Below are 24,303 nucleotides of genomic sequence, written 5' to 3'. Positions count from 1 at the left end.
TATGGTCGATGCCGTACCCTTCTTCTTCGCCCTCGGCGTTGTCGCCTCGCTGGTGCGCAGCGGGCTGCGCCTGCCGGCGGCAGTGTTCGAGACGCTGTCGATCTACCTGCTGCTGGCCATCGGCCTCAAGGGCGGCATGGAGATCGCGCGCTCCGAGAGCGCCACGCTGTGGGTCGATGCGCTGCTCGCGATCGGACTCGGCGCGGTGATCCCGCTCTTCGTCTTCCCGCTCTTTCGCCTGCGCTTCGGTCGCGCCGATTCGGCCTCGCTGGCGGCGCACTACGGCTCGGTAAGCATCGTCACCTTCGCCGTCGGCGCGTCGATCCTCGGCAGCCGCGGCATCGAGGTCGAGGGTCACCTCGCCCTGCTCGCCGCCCTCATGGAGGCGCCGGCGCTGATCGTCGCCACCCTGATGGCGCGTCTCGGCACCCAGGGTGCGGACGGGCGCACGACGACCGCGGCGCTGGTGCACGAGGTCTTCGCCAACAAGAGCGTCGTGCTGCTCGGCGGCGGCATCATCATCGGCTGGGTCGCCGGTCCCCAGGGTCTGGAGCCGATGTCGCCGCTGTTCGTCGATCTGTTCAAGGGCGCGCTCTGCCTGTTCCTGCTCGAGATGGGCCTGATCGCGGCCGACCGCCTGCCCGACCTGAAGAAGGCCGGTCTCTTCCTCGTCGGCTGCGGCCTTGCCCTGCCGCCGGTGCTGGCCCTGGGTGGCTGGGGTGTTGCCCAGCTGATGGGCCTGGGCGTGGGCGGTACGGTGCTGATGATGACGCTGGCCGGCAGCGCCTCGTACATCGCCGCGCCTACCGCAATGCGCATCGCCGTGCCCGAGGCCAACCCGGCACTGGGCGTCGCCGCCGCACTGGCGGTGACCTTCCCCTTCAACCTGCTGGTCGGGATTCCGCTGTATCTGTGGTGGGCGCAGGCGATGGCGTGAGGTCCTCGGCGCCGGTTGCCGACGGCAGGTCCGCAGCAGGGGCCTGTTCGGCGCCGTCCGCGCCGCCCTCGCCCGGATCTCCGTTCCGGTTCTCCGCGGTGGCTGAACGCTCCTCCGGGGCCACCATCTCGAGCACGGTGGGCGAGGTGCGCATCATGGCAGTGAATTGGGCGGGCTCATCGACGATCTCGTCCCGGGTGCGGCGGTACAGCAGCAGGGCGTAGATCGCCAGCGGGACAAAGGCCAGGCCCAGGTGCAGGGGCAGGGCGATGCTGCCGAACACCCCCATCAGGGCGCCGGCGACGGCAGGTCCGACTGCTGCGCCGAGCCCATGCAGGAACAGCACGCCAGTGTTGCCGGCGAGTATCTCGTCCTTGTGCAGGTGGTCGACGAGGTGCGCGACCACGATGGGATAGACGGCGAACGCTGCCCCGCCGAACACGAACAGGCCTGCCAGCGATACATGCTCGAGGTGGCCGAGCAGGGCGACCACGAGCCCGGCCGAGGCTGCGCCGATGGCCGCTACCGCGAGCGCCAGGCGGCGGTCGCCGGCGTCCGAGAAGCGCCCCATCGGCCACTGCAGCAGGGCGCCGCCGATGATCGCCGTGCTCATCAGCAGGCCCACCCCGGCCGCGTCCAGGCCGATGCCTTCGGCGTACAGCGGGGTCAGGCTCCAGAACGCCCCCATCGACAGCCCGGACGACAGCGCGCCGACGAAAGCGGCGGGCGCCGCACGCCAGATCAGGCCCAGGTCGAGCCGCGGTCGGGCGCCGATCTGCGGCTGTGGCAAGCGTGTCATCGTCACCGGCAGCAGCGACAGGCAGACGAAGATGGCCGCCACCGCAAACAGGGTGAACGCCGCCGGCGTGTCCAGGTGCAGCAACTGCTGGGCGCCGGCGAGCGCAGCGAGGTTGACCACCATGTAGATCGCGAACACCTGGCCGCGGCGCTCGGCCGCGGTCTGGTCGTTGAGCCAGCTCTCGATCACGGCATAGAAGCCGACCAGGCCGACGCCGGTCAGCACGCGCAGACCCATCCATACCCCGGCATCGACAATGAGGGTGTGGAGCAGGATGCAACTCGCCACCGTCGCGCCGAAGAAGGCGAAAGCGCGGATGTGGCCCATGCGGCGGATCAGGCGTGGCGCGATGAAGGTGCCGAGAAAGAAGCCCAGGAAGTAGGTCGAGCCGATGAGCCCGAGGGTGTTTGCCGAGAAGCCTTCCAGGCTTCCGCGCAGCGGGATGGCCGTGTTGACCAGGCCCGAGCCGAGCAGCAGCAGGGCAATGCCCGACAGCAGGGCGCCGATGGGAACGAGGGTAGGGAGCATGGCAGCACAGGCTCGACTGTCCGCGCCGGATGGGTGCAGTCGCCGGAGCCTGCCGTTTGCATTTGGACAAAATAGTCTACCAGCCTCGCGCGGGTGGCGCTGCCTGTCCGTCCCACAGCATGTCGCGCCAAGCTGATCCCGCATATCAGCTTGGCGCGCTTGCCAAGGCCGGTGCTGCCGAGTCTAATAGCGCCCGAAACCCATTCGACGCGGGGACGACCCCGCCCGCCGTGCGTCCTGCATGGCGACCGTCGATGAACGGCGGGACGACCCGCCCTTCAGGTCTGTCGCCTCAGCGCGGCGGGCCGCAGGATTCCACCGTGTCTGCCAAACCCAAGCTTCGCTCCTTCCGGGACCGCCTGCGTCAGATTGCTTTGTTCGAGGTCGGCGGCCTGCTCCTGATCACCCCGCCCTTTGCCTGGCTGAGCGGCGTGCCGGTGACCGAGTCGATCGGCCTGCTCGCCCTCCTGGCACTCATCGCCGCGATCTGGAACGGGTGCTACAACACGAGCTTCGACTGGGTCGAGGGCCGGCTCACCGGCCGTACCGCAGACCGCCGGCCGTTCCGCCTGCGCTGCGCGCACGCGGTTGGCTTCGAGACCGGACTGCTGATGCTGACCTTGCCGGTGATCATGTGGTGGACCGGCATGGGCTGGCTCGAGGCCCTGATTGCGGACATCGTGCTGGCGATCACCTATACGGTGTATGCGTTGCTGTTCAACCTCGGCTACGACCGTGCCTTCCCCATCCAGCCCACCACCGCACCGCGTGCCGGGGCGGAGGACATGGGCACGGCCGTCGCGGCGGAGCGCTGAGATGGGCGAGGACGTGCGCAATGCCGACCTGGCAGGCCTCAACACTTTCGGCCTGCCGGCGCGCGCTGCGCGCCTCGTCCACGTGCGCAGTGCCGCGCAGCTGAAGGCCCTGATCGCCGAGCCGGCGTGGGCTGCCACACCGCGCCTCGTGCTCGGCAGTGGCAGCAACCTGGTACTCGTCGGTGACTTCGCCGGCACCGTGCTCAAGGTCGAACTCGCCGGCCGCCGCCTGGTGGCCGAGCACGCCGACGCCTGGGTCGTCGAGGCCGGTGCAGGGGAGAACTGGCATGCCTTCGTGCGCTGGACGCTGGAGCACGGCTGGCCGGGGCTGGAGAACCTGTCGCTGATCCCGGGCACGGTAGGCGCGGCGCCGATCCAGAACATCGGCGCCTACGGGCTGGAGCTGGCCGAGCGCTTCGACGCGCTCGATGCCATCGATCTCGACAGCGGTCAGGTGCGCACCTTCAGCCTGGCCGACTGCGGCTTTGCCTACCGTGACAGCGTGTTCAAGCGCGCCCCCGGGCGCTGGCTGGTCAGCGCAGTGCGGTTCCGCCTGCCGCGGCCGTGGCGGGCCGTCACCCGCTATGCGGACGTGATGCAGGCGCTGGGAGAGCGGTCCATTGCCACCCCCGATGCGCTCGACATCTCCGATGCGGTAGTCGCCATCCGCCGCCGCAAGCTGCCCGATCCCGCGTTGCTCGGCAACGCCGGCAGCTTCTTCAAGAACCCGGTGGTGGATGCGGGGCTGTGCGCGCACTTGCTTGCCGCATACCCCGCCATGCCGCATTACCCGCAAGCCGACGGCAGCGAGAAGCTGGCGGCCGGCTGGTTGATCGAGCAAGCCGGCTGGAAGGGCCGCGACCTCGGGCCGGTCGGCTGCTACGAGCGCCAGGCCCTGGTGCTGGTCAACCGTGGCGGCGCAACCGGGGCCGACGTCGAACGCATCGCGCGCGCCATCATGGCCGACGTCGAAGCCCGCTTTGGTGTCCGCCTGGAGCCGGAGCCGGTGTTCGTCCGCGCCTAGCCGCCTTCGACCTCTCGCGGCTTGCGCCGCGCCTACATGGGTAGACGCGCGTTGGGTTTGCTGTAGGAGCGGCGCCAGCCGCGAGCCTTGCAAGGTCCATCGTGTCTTGCCGGCCGGACCTGCGGGCTGCATTAGAATCCGATCTCGTCCTCAGCTCACCGGAGCCCTCATGTCCCAGTCTGCGCCTGCCGTCCCGCCTGTCATCGTCGCCTTGCGTGCGGCTCTTGGTGCCGACGAGGTGCTGGCGGGCGATGCCAGCCCCCGTCACCTCAAGGACTGGAGCGGCGTCGCCGGCGGCCTGCCGCTCGCCATCCTGCGCCCGCGCAGCACCGACGAATTGTCGCGCATGCTGGCGATCTGCCATGCACACGACCAGGCGGTGGTGCCGCAGGGCGGGCTGTCAGGCCTGTGCGGCGGTGCGGTGCCCGGCGCGGGCGAGGTGGTGGTGTCGCTGGAACGCATGAACCGCATCGAGCGCATCGACATCGACTCCGGTACCGTCACCGTCGAGGCCGGGGCCATCCTGCAGAACGTGCAGGAGGCCTGCCGCGAGGCCGGCGCGCTGCTGGCGGTGGATCTGGGCGCGCGCGGCTCCTGCCAGGCCGGCGGCAACGTCGCCACCAACGCTGGCGGCAACCGCGTGATCCGCTACGGCAACACGCGCGACCTGGTGCTTGGGCTGGAAGTGGTGCTCGCCGACGGCACCGTGCTGAGCATGATGAACCAGATGGTCAAGAACAACGCCGGCATGGACCTCAAGCACCTGTTCATCGGCAGCGAGGGCCTGCTGGGCGTGGTGACGCGCATCGTCTTCAAGCTGCAGCCGCTGCCGCGCGGGGTGAGCACCGCCATCGTCGCGCTCGACGACTACGCCGCCGCGCTGCGCTTCCTGCGTCACGCGCAGCAGAGCCTGTCGGGCCAGGTCAGCGCCTTCGAGATCATGTGGCGCGACTACCTGCAGACCGCGGTCGAGGCCGGGCGGCTGCGTGCGCCGCTGGCGGGTGACTACCCGGTTTATGTGCTCATCGACATGCACTGCGGCCAGCCCGATACCGACGCCCGCCGCTTCGAGGCCATGCTCGAGCAGGCGATCGAGGCGGGCTGGATCCTGGATGCGGCGATCGCCCAGTCGGTGGCCGACGCCGAGGCCTTCTGGTCGATCCGCGACGGCGTTGCCGAAGTGCTGCGCGACTACGCGCCTACGCTCAACTTCGACGTCTCGGTGCCGGTCGCCCACATCGGCGACTGCGCGCAGCGCGTGCGCGCAAACCTCGAGCGTGACTGGCCGCAGCTGAAGGCCTTGTTCTTCGGTCACGTCGGTGACGGCAACCTGCATGTGGTGGTGTGCAAGGTGCCGCAGGACCACGACAGCCTCGAGCGCATCGAAGAGGCGGTGTATGGGGTGGTGCGCGACTACGGCGGCTCGATCTCGGCCGAGCACGGCATCGGCCTGTTGAAGAAGCCCTGGCTGGGGTATTCGCGCTCTGCGGCCGAGATCGCGCTCATGCACAGCCTCAAGCAGGCGCTCGACCCCAAGGGGCTGCTCAACCCCGGCAAGGTGCTGTAAGCCGCCAGCCGCGCCTAGATCACATGGCGCGGCTGCTCGATGATGGTCTGGTAGACGAAACTGCGGATCAGCATGCGCGTTCTAGGTACGTTGTCGCGGAAATCGAGGCCGTAGTAGTACTCGATGCCGTCGGCGTCGATGGCCTGTTCCACATTGCGTATCTCGGCAACGACAGTGAGCTCATTGTCGACATCGTGCAGCTTCAGCGTGAAGCGCAGCACCACGGCAGCGCCCTTGTCGCCGAGTGCGGTCTTGGTGTGCAGCAGCACGCCGGTGGCGCTCATGTTGAGCAGCACGCCGGGCACCGTTTCCGCCCCGGCACCTTCGGGCCCCGTGTCCGCGGGGAGCTGCGTGCGCACACGTGTTGCCTTGCGGATGATGCTGCCCTGGATCAGGGTGGGGAAGCTGAGGTGCAGGTATTCGAAAGGCAGCCTGCATACGCGCAGCACATGGGCGCGGAATGCGAACGCGCTCTGACGCGAGAACACGCGCACCACCAGCAGGTCGCCTTCGACAAGGCCGATGCGCTTGCCGCCCGCGGTGGGCGTGGTGACGATCAGGCTGGTGTCCTGCATGTAGCCCACCACGCGCACGAAGCTGCGGTGGCCCCCTGTGGCGACAGGGCATTCGACCTGCAGGCGGTCGCCAACCCCCAGGCGCATGTCATCGAAGCTGAAGCCCTTTGCTGCGCGGGGCTCGGCGGCAGTGCCTTCCTGGTCTGCGCCGTCAGTGCCTACGTCGTCGTCTTCTTCTGTTTGTAATCGCATGGGGTTGCAGGCCGACAGGGATACGTAGCCGTGGATTCTAGCGTGTGCCGAAGGTGGCAGGGCCGCATGATGCTTGCGTCCGTGCACTATTGCACTGCATGGCCCGGTATCGGCGGTGCATGTTCAGTTGATGCTCAGATCCCTGTGACAGGCGCGCAAGGCCCTGCCGAGCATGGCCGTACGCGTGAGGATGCGGTGGCCGTTGATGCCGAAGATGCGCCGGGCGGCCTCGCGGCCGTCCTCGCCGAGCATGAGTCCGGCGCAACGCACGCCGGACCGGCGCGCCTCGCTGACGGCTACACGTGCATCCTCGACGAGGTGCTGCGGGTCGAACACGTCGATGTCGGCCGGGCTGCCGTCGGACACCACGATCAGGGCCGGCATCGGGCGGCTGCGCAGAATGGAGGAGGCGTGGCGGATCGCGGCGCCGAGGCGGGTGGATTGGCCGGGCCTCAGGTCCTGCAGGGGGCTGGGGTGCTCGTGGGCGTGCGCCGTGCCGAAGTCGACCAGGCGGTGGTAGCGCACCGCGTGCCGGCCGTCGGAGTCGAACCCGGCCACGGCAATGCGGCCGCGCTGGCGATGCAGGGCCGCGACAAGCGCGCGTGCCGCCTCGCATTCCACGTCCAGAATGCTGCGGCCGTCGTCGAGGCGGTCGGCGGTGGAGGCGGACAGGTCGAGCAGGATGAGCAGGTCCAGCGCCGGCTCGCCGGGACGGTTGCGGCGGAACAGGCGTGGGGCGGGCGCCCGCCCCAGGCGCAGGTCGAGCGCAGCGGCGGTGGCGGCATCCAGATCGAGCTCTTCGCCGTCCCACTGCCGGCGTTGCCGCAGGGCAGGGCACAGGCGCGGCGCAGTGTGAATGCGCAGTGGCGCGTCGCGGCGGCCGTCGTCGTCGGCGTCCGCAGAGGTGGTGCGTGCCTGCGCCGGGGCGATCTCGGCCACGGTGCACCAATCGCTGCGGTAGCGCCCGAGTCGGTAATGCCATTCTGCATGGGCGTGCAGGCTGCGCGCGGGCGTTGCGGCCGCAGCTTCGCCTTCGCCGGCGGGGCGGTGTGCCGCCGTCCCCGCCGGCACCCCTTCCTGGCGCACATGGGTTTCGGCCTGGTGCGCATCCTCGGGGTGCTGCCAGAGGTGGCTGTTGTCGTCGTGCCAGGGCAGCGGCGGCGCGTAGGCCTGCAGGTTCATGCGCACGCGCAACTGGCCAAGGTCGTTGGCGAGCACGGCGGCGATACGGCGGAACACGGCGGGCTGTTCGAGCTCGCCGAGGGCGGCCTCGAACAGCCCGCGTGCCTTGGTTACCCAGGGGTGGTCGTCGGCGAGCCCGGGGTCGATCAGGGCGCGCTGCAGGCGTTCGACCAGGTGCTCGAAGCCGACGCCGTCGGCTGCCGGGTGGCGGGCGAGCAGCGTGCGGAACAGGCGCTCCAGGCCGGGGTGGCTGCGCATGAGCAGGCGGTCGCAGCGGCAGTCCTCCACTGCGGCGGCAATGGCCAGGCCGATGGGCTTGAGCCGGCCGGTGGCCTGGCGGCGCGGCGAATGCAGCAGGTGGCCCAGGGCATGGGCGCTTGCCGCCAGGGCGAGGTCGGGGTCCGGGTGGGTGGTGAGCGTGTCCGGCAGCAGCAGCACCTTGCCGTGCAGCACCGGGCGCGGCGGCGGGCCGTCCTGCGGTGGGCGGTCGAGGGTCTGCACGCTCGCCTGGTCGACGCCGAAGGCGTGCAGCAGGTGGCCGAGCGCGCGCAGCCGGGTATCGTCCGGCGCGGGCGCCGGGCAAGGCGGCAGCCGTTCAGAAGGCCGCGTCAAGGATCGCCTCCAGCGCCTGCGCCATGTCGGGTTCGTCGGTGAGGGCGGCCGTCATCGCCATGCGGCAGCTGTCGCGCGGCGGCAGGCCGTCGTGGATGAGGGTGCCGGCGTAGATCAGCATGCGCGTGGAGATGCCCTCTTCCAGCCCGCGCTCACGCAGCCGGCGCGACTTGTGCGCGATGTCGACCAGGCGGGCGGCGAGGCTGCGCTCGATGCCTGACTCATGGGCGACGATGTCGGTCTCGACCGCGGCCTCGGGGTAGTCGAACTCGAGTGCGGCGAAGCGCTGCCGGGTGGAGGGCTTGAGCTGCTTGCCGTGGCTCTGGTAACCGGGGTTGTAGGAGACGACGAGCTGGAAGTCGGGGTGTGCCTTTAGGATCTCGCCCTTCTTGTCGAGCGGCAGGATGCGGCGGCCGTCGGTGAGCGGGTGGATCACCACGGTGGTGTCCTGGCGCGCTTCCACGATCTCGTCCAGGTAGCAGATGGCGCCGTGGCGCACCGCGGTGGTCAATGGGCCGTCGTGCCAGTGCGTACCGTCGGTGTCGAGCAGGTAGCGGCCGACGAGGTCGGCGGCGGTCATGTCCTCGTTGCAGGCCAGCGTGATCAGCGGCTTGCCCAGGCGCCAGGCCATGTGTTCGACGAAGCGCGTCTTGCCGCAGCCGGTCGGGCCCTTGAGCATCAGCGGCAGGCGGTGGGCGTAGGCGTGTTCGTAGAGGGCGATCTCGTGGCCGGTGGGGTGGTAGTAGGGCTCGGTGGTGATGCGGTAGGGGCTGAGATCCATGGCAGGAATCCGGGTGGGGCGCCGGTGATGCAGTGAGGGCAGGGACGGGGTGGGCGCGGGCGCTCCCACCCCGTTGGCCCTGGGTCAGCGGTGCGCCGACGGCTGGTTGGGGATGCCCTCGATCGGACATTCCGGCGTGCCTACGGTGGAACGGGTGATCGCCTCCACCTTCTTGCGCGTGCCTTCCGGGTCGTTGATCCACTCGCCGTAGAAGCTGTAGGGGCAGGCGGCGACGCCGGTGGGTTCCTCGCCGGAGTTGATCTTTCCGGTGTAGCCGCGGTGCAGCAGCTTGAAGAGGTGGTTCTGCGACTGTGCGTTCTTGCGGAAGTCGCGGATCAGGCTGGTGGAGAGCTCGGCGTACTGAATGCCCATCTCCTCCTCACCGCATTCGCCCAGCGTGCGGCCGTCGAAGCCGACGATGGCCGAATGGCCGAAGTAGGAATACACGCCGTCGAAGCCGGTGGCGTTGGCCACGGCCACGTAGCAGTTGTTCATCCACGCCATCGCCTTGGCCACCATCACCTGCTGGTCCTTGGCCGGGTACATGTAGCCCTGGCAGCGCACGATGAGTTCGGCGCCCTTCATCGCGCAGTCGCGCCAGATCTCGGGGTAGTTGCCGTCGTCGCAGATGATGAGGCTGATCTTCATGCCCTTGGGACCGTCGGACACATAGGTGCAGTCGCCCGGATACCAGCCCTCGATCGGCACCCAGGGCATGATCTTGCGGTACTTCTGCACGATCTCGCCCTGGTCGTTCATCAGGATCAGCGTGTTGTAGGGCGCCTTGTTGGGGTGGTCTTCATGGCGCTCGCCGGTCAGCGAGAACACGCCCCACACCTTGGCCTTGCGGCAGGCGGCGGCGAAGATCTCGGTCTCCTCGCCCGGCACCGTGGCGGCGGTGTCGTACATCTCCTTGGCGTCGTACATGATCCCGTGGGTCGAGTACTCGGGAAAGATCACCAGGTCCATGCCCGGCAGCCCTTGCTTCATGCCCACCACCATGTCGGCAATCTTGCGCGCGTTGTCCAGCACCTCGGCCTTTGTGTGCAGGCGCGGCATCTTGTAGTTGACCACCGCAACGCCCACGCAATCGGCGCTGCTCGAAATATCTCCGTGTCTCATGGATCGGGTCTCCCGGTGAGGCGGGTTGCAAAGGATGTGGCCTCATTGTCGGGAGGGTGGTGCGCTGCACAAATACGTTGTTTGACGTATCGGGCGCCAGGGCGGGACGACGCCGTTGAGAGATCTCGTGTCAGCTCGCCCAGGGGCTGAAGACCTCGACGGGCAGGCCCGCGAAATCCTTGGTGTTGCGTGTCACCAGTACCAGATCGTGTTCCAGGGCGGTCGCTGCGAGCAGGCTGTCAATCGTGGGCAGCGGTCGTCCGGCTGCAGCGACCAGACGCCCCCAGCGATCGGCCACTGCGCCATTGACGTCGAGGATGCGCCCGGTGAAGAAGGTGGGGAGATCCGTCTCGAGCCAATCGATCAGCGTCTGCTTTCGAACTTCGTCACCCACGCCTTCAATGCCCTTGCGGATCTCGCCGAGTGTCAGCACCGAGAGATGCAGGGTGGTGGGCGGCCGCTGCGAAAACCAGGCGACCACGCCGGGGTCTGGAGACTTGCGCCGCAGGTCGGACAACACGTTGGTGTCGATCAGATAGCTCAAAACGAGACCTCGCGTGTCAGGCTCTGCTCGCGTTCGAGGGCGATGTCGTCTGTTCCGAACAAGGGTGAGCGTCGCATGAAGTCCACCAGCGAGTCCTGTGCCTGTGACAACCGATCAAAAGTTTCGCGCGAGATCACCACTGCGACCGACTTGCCATGCAGGGTGATGTCCTGGGGCTGGGTCTGGGCGCGCTTGACCAACTCGGACATGCGCGCCTTAGCTTCCTGCATCTGCCAAGTCTGCATTGTGTCGCTCCCTTTTCTGACTAGTATGGTCAGATTTTAGTGGCGGTCCGATCAACACTCAAGTCGCGACGCAGGCGCTTTCCCGGCATGGCCCCAGTGGAGCGGCTCCAGCATCTTCCTCAAGCGTGCCCACGATCTAGGAGGTGAGTGCCTCCGGACCCTTGCAGATGGTGTCCGGGTCGTTGAATCGCCCGCCGTCGGGGCGCTGTCTGCGGCGGCGTCGTTTGTAGAGTGATGCTCTGGGGCGCAGGCGGAGGGTTGTCGGCCTCGGCCGACCTTGGGTCTGACGCCGACGTCGGGCGGCAATGCGTCGGTCACCGGCCGCTCACCTGTTTTCGGCGGTGAACGACCGCTTCCTGTGTCTGGCTATAGCCGGACCCGACCCAAAGGCGACAGTCAGTGTTCTGAAAAGCAGACCTTCAACGTCCACGATGACCGGCCGAAGCTGGCGACCGAAGACCACTGGCGAAGGTCCGGTCGATTGCGTGGTTGGGTATCGCTATTCCTCGGCGGGCATCTCGGCGGTAAGACGCGAGTACCGATACCAGAGGTTTTCTACATGGTAGTTCGAACCCAGGATAAAACGCGTGACAGTGACATCATCGCTACGCCAGTTAACGACCAATGAGCCATCAGTGGACTTCAGCAGATTTACATTGGTCCCGCCCCCTCCGATCAACAGGATTGAGACGCGGGAATGGGCATGAGGCTCATTGAAGAACCGGAGAGTCGGCTCGTCGAACAGCGTACGACAACTAAAGAGGTCGTCAACACGGTCTTCGGATAACGCAAAGCGATAGCGCCTGAATTTCAACGAAGTGCGGCGACCGGCGGAGTCAATAAAGGTGATTGTTATCGAATCAGGTGCCTGCTTGATAGACACCGAAGCTGAGTCTGCGGAAATCGTCGGCCACGTTTGCTTCCAGGCTGCAGGGCCAGTGGGGCTTTTCGAACGCGCCATTGCCATGAAGATGTCAGCTAAGGAAGGCGGTTCACCTACCTCCGGCGGAAACGACGCCGCTCCCACGTTTCTGTACGTACCCTGAAGGTCAGGACATCCGTCGGGTGTCGGTACGGACTCTATCGTGGCCCACTCCGACGGGTATGGCGGGTTCCCCGAACTCGTTGCGCACCCCATCTGGGTGAGCACTAGCCCCAGCGCAACGACGACAAACGCAACTCTCAATGTCGAGATGCCCAGCTTCGATCTAGAGAGACAGTATTGCGCCCTAACTTCGGACTGCCATATCGCTGAAATCCCACGCCGCTACTAGCTTTCATCGGATGATGACCTGAAAAGGTGACGAATAAAAAGTCGTGAAAAGCAGCAGCCAAGAACTTAACATACATGCAGCCACGGACGTCTGCTTCATGGGCAAGCATTCAATGACCGCACATGGCCGTGAGCGTGAGTACGAGGCCGCGCCAAGAAGCTGACATTCGATACGCGCGCCAAGCAGGCCAAGGTCCGCTGTCAGCGAAGTCCGGAAACTCACACTGCCGGCCAGGACATGCCACTGGAATGGAGCTCCGGTAAGCGGACCGTGAGAACTTGCCCTTGGAGGGCCGAGCGATTGCGTCAGGCGAAGGCGTCAGGGTCCTGCATCCAGACGGGAATGTCGCGCTGGCCGTGGAGTACGCGCCAGACATCGATGTGGTCCGGTCGTTCGACGTAGAAGACGAGGTAGGGGTAGGGCGACAGCGTCCAGGAGCGCAGGCCAGGAAGGTCCAACTCATGCCCACAGCGCGGCGAGCCCGTGCCAGGATGGTGGGCGATGTGGGTATAGCTCTGTTCCAGTGCGTCGATGAAGCCGAGCGCAACAGATGAGGAAGCCTCTTCGAGGTAGTAGGCTATCGCGTCGTCGACGTCCTGGTTGGCCTGATCACGCGGAACGACGGGTTTGACCTTCACCCGTGAGAAACCGGCTTGGCAGCCTTACGTACCCGGTCACGCAGACCTTCGAAGTAAGCGGAATCAGCCGGCGATGCCGGCGCAGCGGCTGCGCCGGCCAGCAGCACTCGACGCAAGCGCTGACGATCCTGATCCTTACGGATCAGTTCGCGAACGTATTCGCTGCTGGTGCTATAGCCCCGTTCGCCCACCTGCTCATCCACGAAGGATTTCAGACTGTCGGGCAAGGAAATGTTCATCGTGCTCATGGGCGCAGATTAGCTGGCTTGGCAAAATTTGCCAAGACGGCGCATCCGACTTGGCCCCGCCAGTCACGCTGCACGACCGCTTCCCTTCCCCCTCAGTGACTAATCATCCACGGCCTCTTCGTCGGAAACGCCTTCGACCCATCGGCCGCCCTGACCGTCGATTTCGACGGCTTCCCGCTGCAACACCCGCACCCCGGCCCGTGCTTGTGCCGCGTCGCATACTCCGCGCTGGTCATTGGCGCATTGGCTGCGCGTTCGTTGGTGGCGTGGGCGCTGCGGGTGGCGCCGTCCATCGTGGCCAGCGTTGGGGCGTTGAGCATGACGCGGTAGGACGCGGCGCCGCAGTGGGGGCAGGCGCAGGGTTCGTTGCGGGCGCTCATGGGGCGCAGGGCGGAGAAGTCGCCGCAGTCTTCGCAGAAGTATTCGTAGGTCGGCATGGTGGGATCCCGGTGGCGGGGCCCGCCGCGCGGGCTACGGCGGCGGGCGGGCTGCGGTGGAAGGGGCCGCGGTTGATGCGGGCTCAGACCTTGTCGTAGGCGATGGGCATGTCGACGCCGCCGCTGATGAACTTCGTCGGCCCTTCGGCGGTGGGGTTGATGTCGAAGTCGAAGATCTCGGTGGGCAGCCACAGCGTGGCGCAGGCGTTGGGGATGTCGACCACGCCGCTGATGTGGCCCTGCACCGGCGCCGTGCCGAGGATGGAGTAGGCCTGGGCGCCGGAGTAGCCGAACTTCTTCAGGTATTCGATGGCGTTGAGGCAGGCCTGGCGGTAGGCGACGTGCACGTCCAGGTAGTGCTGCTTGCCCTGTTCGTCGACCGAGATGCCTTCGAAGATCACGTAGTCCTTGTAGTTGGGCGTGATCGGGCTGGGCTTGAAGATCGGGTTCTTGATGCCGTACTTGGCCATGCCGCCCTTGATCAGGCTGACCTTCATGTGCACCCAGCCGGCCATCTCGATGGCGCCGCAGAAGGTGATCTCGCCGTCGCCCTGCGAGAAGTGCAGGTCGCCCACCGACAGGCCGGCGCCCTTCACATACACCGGGAAGAACACGCGTGAGCCGCGCGAGAGGTCCTTGATGTCGCAGTTGCCGCCGTGTTCGCGTGGCGGCACGGTGCGGGCGCCTTCCATCGCGGCCTTGTCGCGGGCCTCGCCCTGGAGTTTGCCCATGTGCGCGGTGGGGGCGCAGGGCGGGTTGGCCAGCGGCGGCACGCGGTCGGGCTGGGTGGCGATGAAGTCGACCTCGCGCTCGTTCCACATGTCGAGCATCTTCTGGTCGGGCAGGCAGCCGATGAGGCCCGGGTGGATGAGGCCGGCGAAGCGCACGCCGGGGATGTGGCGGCTCTTGGTGAACATGCCCTCGAAGTCCCAGATGGACTTCTGCGCATGCGGGAAGTGTTCGGTGAGGAAGCCGCCGCCGTTGTTCTTGGAGAAGAAGCCGTTGAAGCCCCACAGGCTGTCGTCCTTGGCGCCGATGTCGAGCAGGTCGACCACCAGCAGGTCGCCGGGCTCGGCGCCTTCCACGCCCACCGGGCCGGACAGGAAGTGCACGGTGGAGAGGTCCACGTCGCGCACGTCGGCTGCGTCGTCGTCGTTCTTGATGGCGCCGCCGGTCCAGTCGTAGGTCTCGAGGATGAAGTCGTCGCCGGGTTTCACCCAGCACGCCATCGGGATGTCGGGGTGCCAGCGGTTGTGCACCATCTCGTTTTCGTAGGGGGACTGCTTCAGGTCGACCTTGATCAGTGTTTCAGGCATGGCACACCTCTTTTTGGTGGGTTACACGGAGAGGAACTGCTTGATGTGGGCCTCGTCGGTGTCGGCGCGCGCGCTTTCATGGACGAGGCGTCCGCCTTCGATGACGAACAGGCGGTCGGCCACGTCCATCGCGAAGGAGAGGACCTGTTCGGACACGACGATGGTGATCTTGCGGATCTTGCGGATCTCGTTGAGCGCCTTGGCGATGTCCTTGATGATCGAGGGCTGGATGCCCTCGGTGGGCTCGTCGAGCAGCAGTACCTTGGGGTCGGTGACGAGCGCGCGCGCAATCGCCAGCTGCTGCTGCTGGCCGCCCGAGAGGTTGCCGCCCTTGCGCTTGCGCATCTCCCACAGCACCGGAAAGAGCGAATAGATCTCGTCCGGCACCCGGCGCGAGCGTGCGTTCTCCAGCCCGGTCTGGATGTTTTCCTCGACGGTGAGGGTGGGGAAGATCATCCGCCCCTGCGGTACGTAGGCGATGCCCTTGGCCACGCGGCGGAAGCTCTCGTCCTTGCCGACTTCAAGGCCGTCGATCTCGACGCTGCCCGACTTCAGCGGCAGCACGCCCATCAGCGACTTGAACAGCGTGGTCTTGCCCATGCCGTTGCGGCCCATGATGGCGACGGCTTCATTGCGTTCGGCGGCGAACGAGATGCCGTGCAGGGCTTCGCTCTGGCCGTAGTTCACGACGAGGTTGGATACCTTGAGCATGGTGTTCTCCGGTAGGACTCAGTGGCCCAGATAGACGTCGATGACCTTGGGATCGGACTGGACCTTGTCCATCGAGCCTTCGGCGAGGATCTTGCCCTGGTGCATCACCGTGACCTTGTGGGCGATGCGGGCGACGAAATCCATGTCGTGCTCGATGACGATCACCGACCGGTTCTGGCAGATGCGGTTGAGCAGGTCGGCGGTGAGCTCGCGCTCGCGTGCGCTCATGCCGGCGATGGGCTCGTCGAGCATCAGCAGCTCGGGGTCCTGCATCAGCAGCATGCCGATCTCCAGCCACTGCTTCTGACCGTGGGAGAGCAGGCCGGCTTCGAGGTCGAGGCGGTCGGCCAGCCCGATCATTGCGGCGACCTCGTCGACCTTGGCCTGCACGGCGTCGTCGCACTTGAAACCGAGCGCGCCGAACACGCCGCGGCCACGCGGGAAGGACACCTCCAGGTTCTTGAACACGCTGAGGTTCTCGTAGATGGACGGGGTCTGGAACTTCCGCCCGATGCCGGCGCGCACGATCATGTGCTCGGGCAGCCGGGTCATCTCGGTGTTCTTGAACTTGATGCTGCCGGCCGAGGCCTTGGTCTTGCCGCAGATCAGGTCGAGCAGGGTGGTCTTGCCGGCCCCGTTGGGGCCGATGACCACGCGCAGTTCGCCGCGATCGACGTAGAGGTTGAGGTCGTCGATGGCCTTGAAGCCGTCGAAGGACACGGTCAGGCCTTCCACTGCGAGTACGAAGTCGGTATTGCTCATGGTGCGGTGCTCCCTGGTTCGTCAGGCGGACTGGCTGCTGACCTTGGTGCTGATACTGATCTTGCTGGTCGGGCTGGCGGTGCCGGAGGAAGTCGGGCTGGCTGTGTTGGCCGTCGTTTCCGCACCGGGTGCAGGCGGTTCCGGGGTCGTGGCAGGCGCCGCCTTGCGCCTCGTCAGCCAGGGCTTGACGTGGCTCTCATACAGGCCGGCCAGACCGTTGGGGAAGGCCATCACCACGCCGATGAACAGTGCCGCCATCAGGAACAGCCACAGGTCGGGGAAGCTCTCGGAGAAGTAGGTCTTGCCGAAATTCACCAGCAGCGCGCCATACACCGCACCGACCAGGCTCATGCGCCCGCCCACCGCGGCGAAGATCACCATCTCGATCGAGGGCACGATGCCGACGAAGGACGGCGACATGAAGCCGACCTGCAGCGTGAACATTGCGCCGCCGATTGCCGACAGTGCCGCGGCGAGGCAGAAGGCGAAGACCTTGAACATGGACACGTCGTAGCCCGAGAAGCGCACGCGGTCTTCCTTGTCGCGCATGGCCAGCAGCAGGGTGCCGAGCTTGCTGAGCTGGATCCAGCGGCACAGCATGATCGAGCCGAGCAGCAGGAACACGGTGACGAAGTAGAGCGTGTACTTGGCCTCGTCGGTGCGGATGTCCCAGCCCATCAGGGTGCGCAGGTCCGTCATGCCGTTTACACCGCCGGTGTAGCCTTGCTGGCCGATGATGAGCACGGTCAGGATCAGCGCCACCGCCTGGGTGATGATGGCGAAGTACACCCCGCCCACCCGGCGCTTGAACATGGCGTAGCCGATGATGAAGGCGAGCAGCGTGGGTACCGCGACCACTGCGAACAGCGCAAAGGGCAGGTAGTTGAACGGTTCCCACCACCACGGCAGCTCGGTGAGCTGGTTCCAGTCCATGAAGTCGGGGATGCCCGGCGTGGATTGGATCTTGGTGCTCTCCGGGTCGGACGCCTCGAGCTTCAGGAACATCGCCATCGCGTAGCCGCCGAGGCCGAAGAACACGCCCTGGCCCAGGCTGAGCACGCCGCCGTAGCCCCACAACATCACCAGGCCGATGGCGACGAAGCCGTAGGTCAGGTACTTGCCCACCAGGTTCAGGCGGAAGAGGTCCATCGCCAGCGGGAACACCACCAGCAGCAGGACGGCGAGAATCAGGAGGCTGCCGTAGCCGCCTCGTGTCAGCCAGTGTTTGATTGCATCCATTTTCAGGCTCTCCGAACGGGTATGCGGTTATGCAGCCAGGCTCAGCGACGCACTTTGGCGGCGAACAGGCCTTGCGGTCGCATCATCAGGATGCCGACGATGAGCAGCAGGGTGAGGACCTTGGCCATCGAGCCGGACAGGAAGAACTCCGAGATCGACTGCGTCTGGGCGATGCCGAAGGCCGAGACCACCGTGCCCCACAGGCTGGCCGCACCGCCGAAGGTGACCACCAGGAAGGCGTCGACGATGTACAGCGAGCCGCTCGTCGGCCCGGTCGAGCCGATGGTGGTGAAGGCGGCGCCGGCCACGCCGGCAATGCCGCAGCCGATGGCGAAGGTGAGACGGTCGGTCTTGCGCGTGTCGATGCCGATGGCGTTGGCCATGGTTCGGTTCGACACCGTGGCGCGCACGCGCAGCCCCCAGCGCGACTTGTACATGGCCAGCAGCACGCCGCCGGTGACGACCAGGGTGAGGCCGAGCACGAACATGCCGTTGATCGGGATGTCGAGGCCCTCGGTGATCTCCCACGACCCCATCAGCCAGTCGGGCAGGGTGGGGCTGACTTCCTTCGGCCCGAACACCGAGCGGAAGGTCTGCTGCATGGCCAGCGACAGGCCCCAGGTGGCGAGCAGGGTGTCGAGCGGGCGCTTGTAGAGGTGGCGTATCAGCGCCCATTCCGCCAGCCAGCCGAAGGCGAAGGCGGCGAGGAAGGCGCACACGATGGCGAGCGGGAAATAGGCCTGCATCAGCCCGGGCGCGTAGGCTTCGGTGAGTGCAGACATCAGGAAGATGGTGTAGGCGCCGATGGTCATGAACTCGCCGTGCGCCATGTTGATGACGCCCATCTGGCCGAAGATGATCGCGAGCCCGAGGCCCATCAGCAGCAGCACTGCGAACAGGCTCAGGCCGGCGAAACCCTGCATCAGGGTGATGTGGAAGATTTCGTCGAATGTCATGACGGACCTCTGGAGGGAAGGTGCGGTGTGGCGCGGGCCCGGCAGGCGGCGTCGGTCACCGGGTACCGGGGCCGCGGCCGGTGAAGGTCGCGACCCCGCGGGGCGGGCTTACTGGTAGCCCTTGGGGAAGGGATCCGGCTCGATCAGCTCGGGCGACTCGGCGACCACCTTGAACTGGCCGTCGGCCTGGCCCATGCCGATGCGCGCCTTGCTCCACAGGTGATGGTTGTCGTGGATCTTCACGAAGCCCTCGGGCGCGGTCGGCAGCTCGATGCCCGGCGATGCGGCCGTGACCTTGGCAACGTCGAAGCTGCCCGCCTTTTCCACCGCGGCCTTCCACAGCCAGGGGCCGAGGTAGGCCGCCTGGGTCACGTCGCCGATCACCGCGCGCGGCCCGTACTTGGCCTTGAACGCTTCGACGAAGGCCTTGTTGTTGGGGTTGTCGAGCGACTGGAAGTACTTCATCGAGGCATAGAAGCCTTCGAAGTTTTCGCCGCCGATACCCAGCATCTCGTCCTCGGTCACCGACAGCGTGAGCAGGAACTGGCGGTTGGCGGTGATGCCCGCGGCCTTGAGCTGCTTGTAGAAGGCGACGTTGGAGCCGCCCACCACCGCGGCGAAGATGCAGTCCGGCTTGGCGATCTTGATCTTGTTGATCAGCGAGTTGAAGTTGGTGTTGCCGAGCGGGTAGTACTCCTCGCCGACCACCTTGCCGCCCTGGAAGGCCTCGATGTGCTTGCGCGCGATCTTCATCGAGGTGCGCGGCCAGATGTAGTCGGAGCCGACCAGGAAGAAGGTCTTCGCGCCCTTCTCCTGCTTGGCCCAGTCGAGGCCGTAGAGAATCTGCTGGGTGGCCTCCTGGCCGGTGTAGATGACGTTCTTCGACTGCTCCAGGCCTTCGTAGAAGGTGGGGTAGTAGAGCAGGCCGTTCTCGCGTTCGAACACCGGCAGCACCGCCTTGCGCGAGGCCGAGGTCCAGCATCCGAACACCGCGGCGACCTTGTCGTTGACCAGCAGCTTGCGCGACTTCTCGGCGAAGGTCGGCCAGTCGGAGGCGCCGTCTTCCTTGATGACGCGGATGGTGCGGCCGAGGATGCCGCCCATCTGGTTGATCTGGTCGATGGCCAGCTGCTCGGCCTGGATCGAGCCGGTTTCGGAGATCGCCATGGTGCCGGTGGCCGAGTGCAGCTGACCGACCACGACCTCGGTGTCGGTGATCGCGAGCCCGGTGGTGTTGACCTGGGCGGTCGGCAGTGCGGCAGCGTGGCCCATGCGCGACATCGCAAGGGCAAGCGGGAGGGCGGCGGCGCCGAGCATGAACTTGCGGCGCTGGGAGGATTGCAGGTGCTTGTCGGACATGGATCGCTCCTTGGTCGGTAGGCGTATGGGCAGGGGTAGCGGGTCGTGTCGGGCGGGGCTCGACGTTTCGTCTCGCTGCGGTGCACAAGCTAATGAGCCGGGCCCTGCGTGCGAATACGTCAAACGACGTATAGGGATGCGCAGGGCGGAGGAGGAGTATCAGGTGGTGGGTGCTGCGCTGCAGCATCCAGGGCGCAGGCGGTTTCCATGCACCGTGATGGTGCGCCGCCTGCACGGCCGTGGTGACTGCTGGCGCAGGCGGCGCGCGGCAGCCCTTGTCGCGTCTGTGTATGGCGCGGTCGGGTCCAGTCGGAATGGTCCTTGCTTATAGTCAAGGATGAGCCCTAGCCCCGCCACCGACGCCGCCCCTATCGCGTCCCAGCGCATCATCCACATCCGCCGCGAGTACAACGGCTGGGTGGCCAACGAGACGCTGGAGGACTACGCGTTGCGCTATGCGCCGCAGACCTTCCGCAGGTGGTCGTTCTCGCGCATCTCCAACACCGCGCTCGGGGCGGTGTCCTTCCTGGCGCTCGAGGCCATCGGTGCCACCATCGCGATGAACTGGGGCTTCATCAACATGATGTGGTCGGTCGGGCTGGTCGCGCTGGTGCTCTTCCTCACCGGGCTACCGATTGCCTACTACGCCGCGCGTTACGCGCTCGACATGGACCTGCTGACGCGCGGCGCCGGCTTCGGCTACATCGGTTCGACCGTCACCTCGCTGATCTACGCCTCGTTCACCTTCATCTTCTTCGCCATCGAGGCGGCGATCATGGCGCTCGCGCTCGAGCTCTGGTTCGACATGCCGATCATGTGGGCCTACCTGGTGAGCGCGCTGATCGTGATCCCGTTCGTCACCCACGGCATCACCTGGATCAGCCGCCTGCAGGCCTGGACGCAGCCGGTGTTCGTGGTGCTGTTGCTGGCGCCGTTCTTCTTCGTGCTGGTGTCCGACCCGGCGCTGTATGCGACCTTCACCACCTTCGGCGGGCGCCATGGCAACGACTTCAACCTGCTCGCGGTGGGTGCCGGCTGCGCGGTCGCCTTTGCGCTCATCTGCCAGATCGGCGAGCAGGTGGACTTCCTGCGCTTCCTGCCCCACCCGGTGCCGGGCAACCGGGTGCGCTGGTGGGCCGCGGTGGTGGCCGCCGGGCCAGGCTGGATCATCCCCGGTGCGGTGAAGATGGTGGGCGGCGCCTTCCTGGCCTTCGTCGCCCTGCAGTCGATGATTCCGCCCGAGAAGGCGGTGCAGCCCACCCAGATGTACCTGGCCGGCTTCCAGCACGTGATCGACGACCCGCGCGCGGCGATCATGCTCACTGCGATCTTCGTCATCATCTGCCAGGTCAAGATCAACGTGACCAATGCCTACGCCGGCTCGCTGGCGTGGTCCAACTTCTTCTCGCGCCTCACCCACAGCCATCCGGGGCGGGTGGTGTGGCTGATCTTCAACGTGCTGATCGCGCTCATGTTGATGATGCTGGGCGTGTTCGAGGCGCTCGAGCACGTGCTCAGCGTGTACGCCAACGTCGCCGTGGCCTGGATCGGTGCGGTGGTGGCCGACCTCGTCATCAACAAGCCGCTCGGGCTGTCGCCGCGCGGCATCGAGTTCAAGCGCGCGCCCCTGTACGACGTCAATCCGGTCGGGGTGGGGGCGATGCTTGCCGGCTCGGTGCTCGGCATCGTCGCCTTCGGCGGCTCGCTTGGGCCGTTCGCGCAGGCGTTCGCGCCCTTCATATCGCTGCTCACCGCCTTCGCGCTGGCGCCGCTGATCGCCTGGGCCACGCGCGGCCGCTTCTATCTGGCGCGGCCACGCGAGATGCGCTGGCAGGCCGCCCAGCCGCTGCGCTGCGTGGTGTGCGAGAACCACTTCGAGTCCGAGGACATGGCGCAGTGCCCGGCCTACGGTGGCGCCATCTGCTCGCTGTGCTGCACGCTGGATGCGCGCTGCGGCGACCGCTGCAAGCCTGAGCCCGGGCCGCTGGCGCGGCTCGCGCCCTGGCTTGCGGGCTGGATGCCGTCGTCGATGTCGGCGCGGGTGGCGCGCCGGGTCAGCCAGTTTGCGCTCGTGTTCTTCGTGTCCACCCTGGTGATCGCGGCGGTGGTCGCGCTGGTGTACCAGCAGGAGCTGATCGCTGCCGAGGTGGGTGCGACCGACCTCGGCCTGGCCTTCCTGCGCATCTTCGCGGTGCTCGTCCTGCTCGCTGCGGTGGGGGTGTGGTGGCTGGTGCTGGCCAACGAGAGCCGACGTGTGGCGCAGGAGGAGTCCGAGCGCCAGAACCAGCTGCTGCTGCGCGAGATCGAGGCCCACCGCGACACCGACGCCAAGCTGCAGCGCGCCAAGGAAGATGCCGAGGCCGCCAACGCGGCCAAGAGTCGCTACGTGCGCGGCATCAGCCACGAGCTGCGCACGCCGCTCAACACCATCCTCGGTTACTCCCAGATCATGCTGCGCGACACCGACCTGCCGCGCCGCCGGCGCGAGGCCATCTCCACCATCCAGCGCAGCGGCGAACACCTGTTGGCCTTGATCGACGGCCTGCTCGACATCGCCAGCATCGAGGCCGGACGCCTGCAGTTCAACCGCCAGGAGTTCCGCTTCGCCGAATTTCTCGCCCATGTCGACAAGACGATCCGCCTCGAGGCCGAGCGCAAGGGGCTGGCGTTCCGTACCGAGTTCGCCGGTCGCATGCCCGAGGTGGTGCAGGGCGACACCAGCCGCCTGCGCCAGGTGCTGATCAACCTGCTGGTCAACGCGGTGCGCTACACCGCGCGCGGCGAGGTGGTGCTCAAGATCACCTACCAGAGCGAGATCGCCGTGTTCGAGATCCGCGACACCGGCTGCGGCATTCCCGAGGCGGACCTGGAGCGCATCTTCGAGCCCTTCGAGCGCGGCACCGGCAACCAGCCGCCGAGCGCGCCAGGCACTGGCCTGGGGCTGACCATCACCCGCCTGCTGGTCGAGCTCGCGGGCGGGCAGCTCAGCGTCAGCAGCACGCCGGGCCAGGGCAGCGTGTTCCGCGTCAAGCTGCATCTGCCGCGGGTGGCGCATCCGCGCGTGGCGACGCGGCCGGAGCGCGAGATCCTGGGTTACTTCGGCCCGCGCCGCAAGCTGCTGGTGGTGGACGACCAGCCTGCGCAAAGCCATCTGATCGCCGACATGCTGCGCCCGCGCGGCTTTCTGGTCGAGGAGTCGGACCACCCCGACGACGCCCGGCGAAAGCTGGCCGACTTTGCCCCCGACCTGGTGTTCCTGGATGTGTCGATGCCGGTGACCGACGGCTGGACGCTGAGTCGCCAGCTGCGCGATGCCGGCCATGCGGGCCCGATCGTCATGGTGTCGGCGAATGCCTACGAGAACCTGCCCGACCGCCGCAAGGCCGCTGGTTGCGACGACTTCATCGTCAAGCCGGTGCTGGAAACCGAGCTGTTCGCGCGCTTGAGCACCTGGCTGGGGCTGGCGTGGATCTACGCCGAAGCGGCCGGCGCGGCGCCTGCGCCCGAGGCGGGCGCTGCGCAGGCGAATGCGCCCGAGGCGGTGTTGCCGCCACCTGCCGGCACTGCAGGCGACCCCGAGGCGGCGTCGGCCCTGTCCGCCCAGGTGCGGGCCGAGCTGCGCGACCTCGCCGAGCTGGGCCACCTGCAGGGCCTGGTGCGCCGCCTGGACGAGCTCGAGCGCCGCCACCCCGAACTGCATGCCCCGCTGCAGGTGCTGCGCGCGCTCACACTGGCGTTGCGTTTCGACACCCTCATCCAGACCCTCGATGGAGCCGACGATGACTGCCCCGACGCCATCGCGCCCTGAGCGCGAAGTCATCCTGCTGATCGACGATGCGCCCGATACGGTGCGCATGATCGCCGAAGCGCTGGACGAGGCCGGCTACACCGTCCTGGTTGCCACCGACGGCGCCACTGCGCTGAAGCGGCTCGAGCGCATCACCCCCGACGCCGTACTGCTCGATGCCTGCATGCCCGGCATGGACGGTTTCGAGACCTGCCGCCGGCTCAAGCAGGCCGCAGGCATGGCGACCGTGCCGGTGATCTTCATGACCGGCCTGGCAGAGACCGAACGCCTGGTCGAGGGGCTGTCGGCCGGCGGTGTCGATTACCTGGTCAAGCCGGTGGTGCCGGACGAGCTGGTGGCGCGCCTGCAGGCGCACCTGCGCGTGTCACGGCAGATGAATGCCGCGATGCAGGGGCGCGGCGAGACCCCCGTGCCAGCCGCTCCGGCCTTGCCCAACCCGCTCACGCAGCGCGAGATGGACGTGCTCGGATGGGTCGCCCGCGGCAAGACCAACCGCGATGTGGCCGAGATCCTCGGCATGAGCCCGCGCACGGTTAACAAGCATCTCGAGCACATCTACGAGAAGCTGGGGGTGGAGACGCGAACAGCGGCGGTCGCCCAGTTTGCCAGGCTCGCACGGCCCTGAGAGCTCC

Annotated in this window: 23 protein-coding genes; 6 read left to right on the top strand and 17 right to left on the bottom strand. The window is 67.0% G+C overall.

All coding sequences use genetic code 11. The features are described 5' to 3' along the window. Position 1: 1 nt before the first annotated feature. Positions 2-937 (top strand): sodium-dependent bicarbonate transport family permease, encoded by a 936-nt coding sequence (locus P7F68_RS06280; protein ID WP_002928837.1) that lies wholly within the window; start codon positions 2-4, stop codon positions 935-937. On the opposite strand, the gene P7F68_RS06275 is transcribed toward P7F68_RS06280, so the two are convergent. Then, complete coding sequence (locus P7F68_RS06275; protein ID WP_277831608.1) at positions 882-2,264, bottom strand: MFS transporter; 1,383 nt, start codon at positions 2,262-2,264, stop codon at positions 882-884. The two genes, P7F68_RS06280 and P7F68_RS06275, sit on opposite strands and share 56 nt — an antisense overlap. Positions 2,265-2,584: 320 nt before the next feature. On the opposite strand from P7F68_RS06275, the gene P7F68_RS06270 reads away from it, so the two are divergent. The 3 genes from P7F68_RS06270 to P7F68_RS06260 all read left to right on the top strand — a co-directional run bounded on the left by P7F68_RS06270 (position 2,585) and on the right by P7F68_RS06260 (position 5,670). Continuing rightward, positions 2,585-3,079, top strand: coding sequence for a PACE efflux transporter (locus tag P7F68_RS06270; protein ID WP_002928841.1), 495 nt, complete (start codon positions 2,585-2,587; stop codon positions 3,077-3,079). Position 3,080: 1 nt separating this feature from the next. Beyond that, positions 3,081-4,103 (top strand): UDP-N-acetylmuramate dehydrogenase, encoded by a 1,023-nt coding sequence (gene murB / locus P7F68_RS06265; RefSeq protein WP_277831605.1) that lies wholly within the window; start codon positions 3,081-3,083, stop codon positions 4,101-4,103. A 169-nt stretch (positions 4,104-4,272) separates the two neighbouring features. Next, positions 4,273-5,670 carry an FAD-binding oxidoreductase gene (locus P7F68_RS06260; RefSeq protein WP_277831603.1) on the top strand — a complete coding sequence of 466 codons (1,398 nt, stop codon included), beginning with the start codon at positions 4,273-4,275 and terminating at the stop codon, positions 5,668-5,670. Positions 5,671-5,684: 14 nt separating this feature from the next. Here the strand turns inward: P7F68_RS06260 and P7F68_RS06255 are convergent, their stop codons facing one another. From P7F68_RS06255 to urtA, 16 genes are all read right to left on the bottom strand, one after another. Next, the gene (locus P7F68_RS06255; protein WP_277831601.1) at positions 5,685-6,437 is read right to left on the bottom strand and encodes a flagellar brake protein; all 753 of its coding nucleotides are present in this window, start codon (positions 6,435-6,437) and stop codon (positions 5,685-5,687) included. 123 nt (positions 6,438-6,560) lie between these two features. Then, a complete protein-coding gene (locus P7F68_RS06250) occupies positions 6,561-8,231 on the bottom strand; it encodes a nitric oxide reductase activation protein NorD (protein ID WP_277831599.1) in 1,671 nt (556 codons plus the stop codon). Continuing rightward, entirely contained in the window at positions 8,215-9,012 is a 798-nt protein-coding gene (locus tag P7F68_RS06245) for a CbbQ/NirQ/NorQ/GpvN family protein (protein WP_277831597.1), read from the bottom strand. The genes P7F68_RS06250 and P7F68_RS06245 overlap by 17 nt, the downstream gene beginning before the upstream one ends. Before the next feature lie 84 nt (positions 9,013-9,096). Continuing rightward, entirely contained in the window at positions 9,097-10,134 is a 1,038-nt protein-coding gene (locus P7F68_RS06240; RefSeq protein ID WP_002928849.1) for an aliphatic amidase, read from the bottom strand. Between the two features lie 130 nt (positions 10,135-10,264). After that, the gene (locus P7F68_RS06235; protein ID WP_277831594.1) at positions 10,265-10,678 is read right to left on the bottom strand and encodes a type II toxin-antitoxin system VapC family toxin; all 414 of its coding nucleotides are present in this window, start codon (positions 10,676-10,678) and stop codon (positions 10,265-10,267) included. Next, positions 10,675-10,923: a type II toxin-antitoxin system Phd/YefM family antitoxin gene (locus P7F68_RS06230; RefSeq protein ID WP_002928853.1), complete on the bottom strand. Its 249-nt coding sequence runs from the start codon at positions 10,921-10,923 to the stop codon at positions 10,675-10,677. The genes P7F68_RS06235 and P7F68_RS06230 overlap by 4 nt, the downstream gene beginning before the upstream one ends. Positions 10,924-11,422: 499 nt before the next feature. Beyond that, the gene (locus P7F68_RS06225) at positions 11,423-11,806 is read right to left on the bottom strand and encodes a hypothetical protein (protein ID WP_277831590.1); all 384 of its coding nucleotides are present in this window, start codon (positions 11,804-11,806) and stop codon (positions 11,423-11,425) included. 696 nt (positions 11,807-12,502) lie between these two features. Then, positions 12,503-12,835, bottom strand: coding sequence for a type II toxin-antitoxin system RelE/ParE family toxin (locus P7F68_RS06220; protein WP_277831588.1), 333 nt, complete (start codon positions 12,833-12,835; stop codon positions 12,503-12,505). Beyond that, complete coding sequence (locus P7F68_RS06215; protein ID WP_277831586.1) at positions 12,832-13,083, bottom strand: ribbon-helix-helix domain-containing protein; 252 nt, start codon at positions 13,081-13,083, stop codon at positions 12,832-12,834. The genes P7F68_RS06220 and P7F68_RS06215 overlap by 4 nt, the downstream gene beginning before the upstream one ends. Before the next feature lie 92 nt (positions 13,084-13,175). Then, complete coding sequence (locus P7F68_RS06210; protein WP_277831584.1) at positions 13,176-13,520, bottom strand: FmdB family zinc ribbon protein; 345 nt, start codon at positions 13,518-13,520, stop codon at positions 13,176-13,178. Between the two features lie 83 nt (positions 13,521-13,603). After that, complete coding sequence (gene fmdA / locus P7F68_RS06205) at positions 13,604-14,836, bottom strand: formamidase (RefSeq protein ID WP_002928869.1); 1,233 nt, start codon at positions 14,834-14,836, stop codon at positions 13,604-13,606. A 21-nt stretch (positions 14,837-14,857) separates the two neighbouring features. Next, complete coding sequence (urtE, locus tag P7F68_RS06200) at positions 14,858-15,547, bottom strand: urea ABC transporter ATP-binding subunit UrtE (protein ID WP_002928872.1); 690 nt, start codon at positions 15,545-15,547, stop codon at positions 14,858-14,860. An 18-nt stretch (positions 15,548-15,565) separates the two neighbouring features. Then, the gene (gene urtD / locus P7F68_RS06195; RefSeq protein ID WP_002928874.1) at positions 15,566-16,309 is read right to left on the bottom strand and encodes an urea ABC transporter ATP-binding protein UrtD; all 744 of its coding nucleotides are present in this window, start codon (positions 16,307-16,309) and stop codon (positions 15,566-15,568) included. A 21-nt stretch (positions 16,310-16,330) separates the two neighbouring features. Next, entirely contained in the window at positions 16,331-17,548 is a 1,218-nt protein-coding gene (gene urtC, locus P7F68_RS06190; RefSeq protein WP_277831580.1) for an urea ABC transporter permease subunit UrtC, read from the bottom strand. A gap of 41 nt (positions 17,549-17,589) precedes the next feature. Further along, the gene (gene urtB / locus P7F68_RS06185) at positions 17,590-18,504 is read right to left on the bottom strand and encodes an urea ABC transporter permease subunit UrtB (RefSeq protein WP_002928878.1); all 915 of its coding nucleotides are present in this window, start codon (positions 18,502-18,504) and stop codon (positions 17,590-17,592) included. A 108-nt stretch (positions 18,505-18,612) separates the two neighbouring features. Continuing rightward, positions 18,613-19,863 carry an urea ABC transporter substrate-binding protein gene (urtA, locus tag P7F68_RS06180; RefSeq protein WP_002937837.1) on the bottom strand — a complete coding sequence of 417 codons (1,251 nt, stop codon included), beginning with the start codon at positions 19,861-19,863 and terminating at the stop codon, positions 18,613-18,615. Between the two features lie 337 nt (positions 19,864-20,200). Between urtA and P7F68_RS06175 the strand changes: the two genes are divergently transcribed. Next, the gene (locus P7F68_RS06175; protein ID WP_277831576.1) at positions 20,201-23,671 is read left to right on the top strand and encodes an ATP-binding protein; all 3,471 of its coding nucleotides are present in this window, start codon (positions 20,201-20,203) and stop codon (positions 23,669-23,671) included. Further along, a complete protein-coding gene (locus P7F68_RS06170) occupies positions 23,643-24,296 on the top strand; it encodes a response regulator (RefSeq protein WP_002937826.1) in 654 nt (217 codons plus the stop codon). The genes P7F68_RS06175 and P7F68_RS06170 overlap by 29 nt, the downstream gene beginning before the upstream one ends. The last annotated feature ends 7 nt before the right edge of the window (positions 24,297-24,303 follow it).

This window comes from Thauera mechernichensis, from assembly GCF_029588855.1.
In the GTDB taxonomy this organism is placed as follows: Bacteria; Pseudomonadota; Gammaproteobacteria; order Burkholderiales; family Rhodocyclaceae; genus Thauera; species Thauera mechernichensis.
Note: the sequence above shows the minus strand (reverse complement) of the source record. Positions and strands in the feature narration are given on the sequence as shown.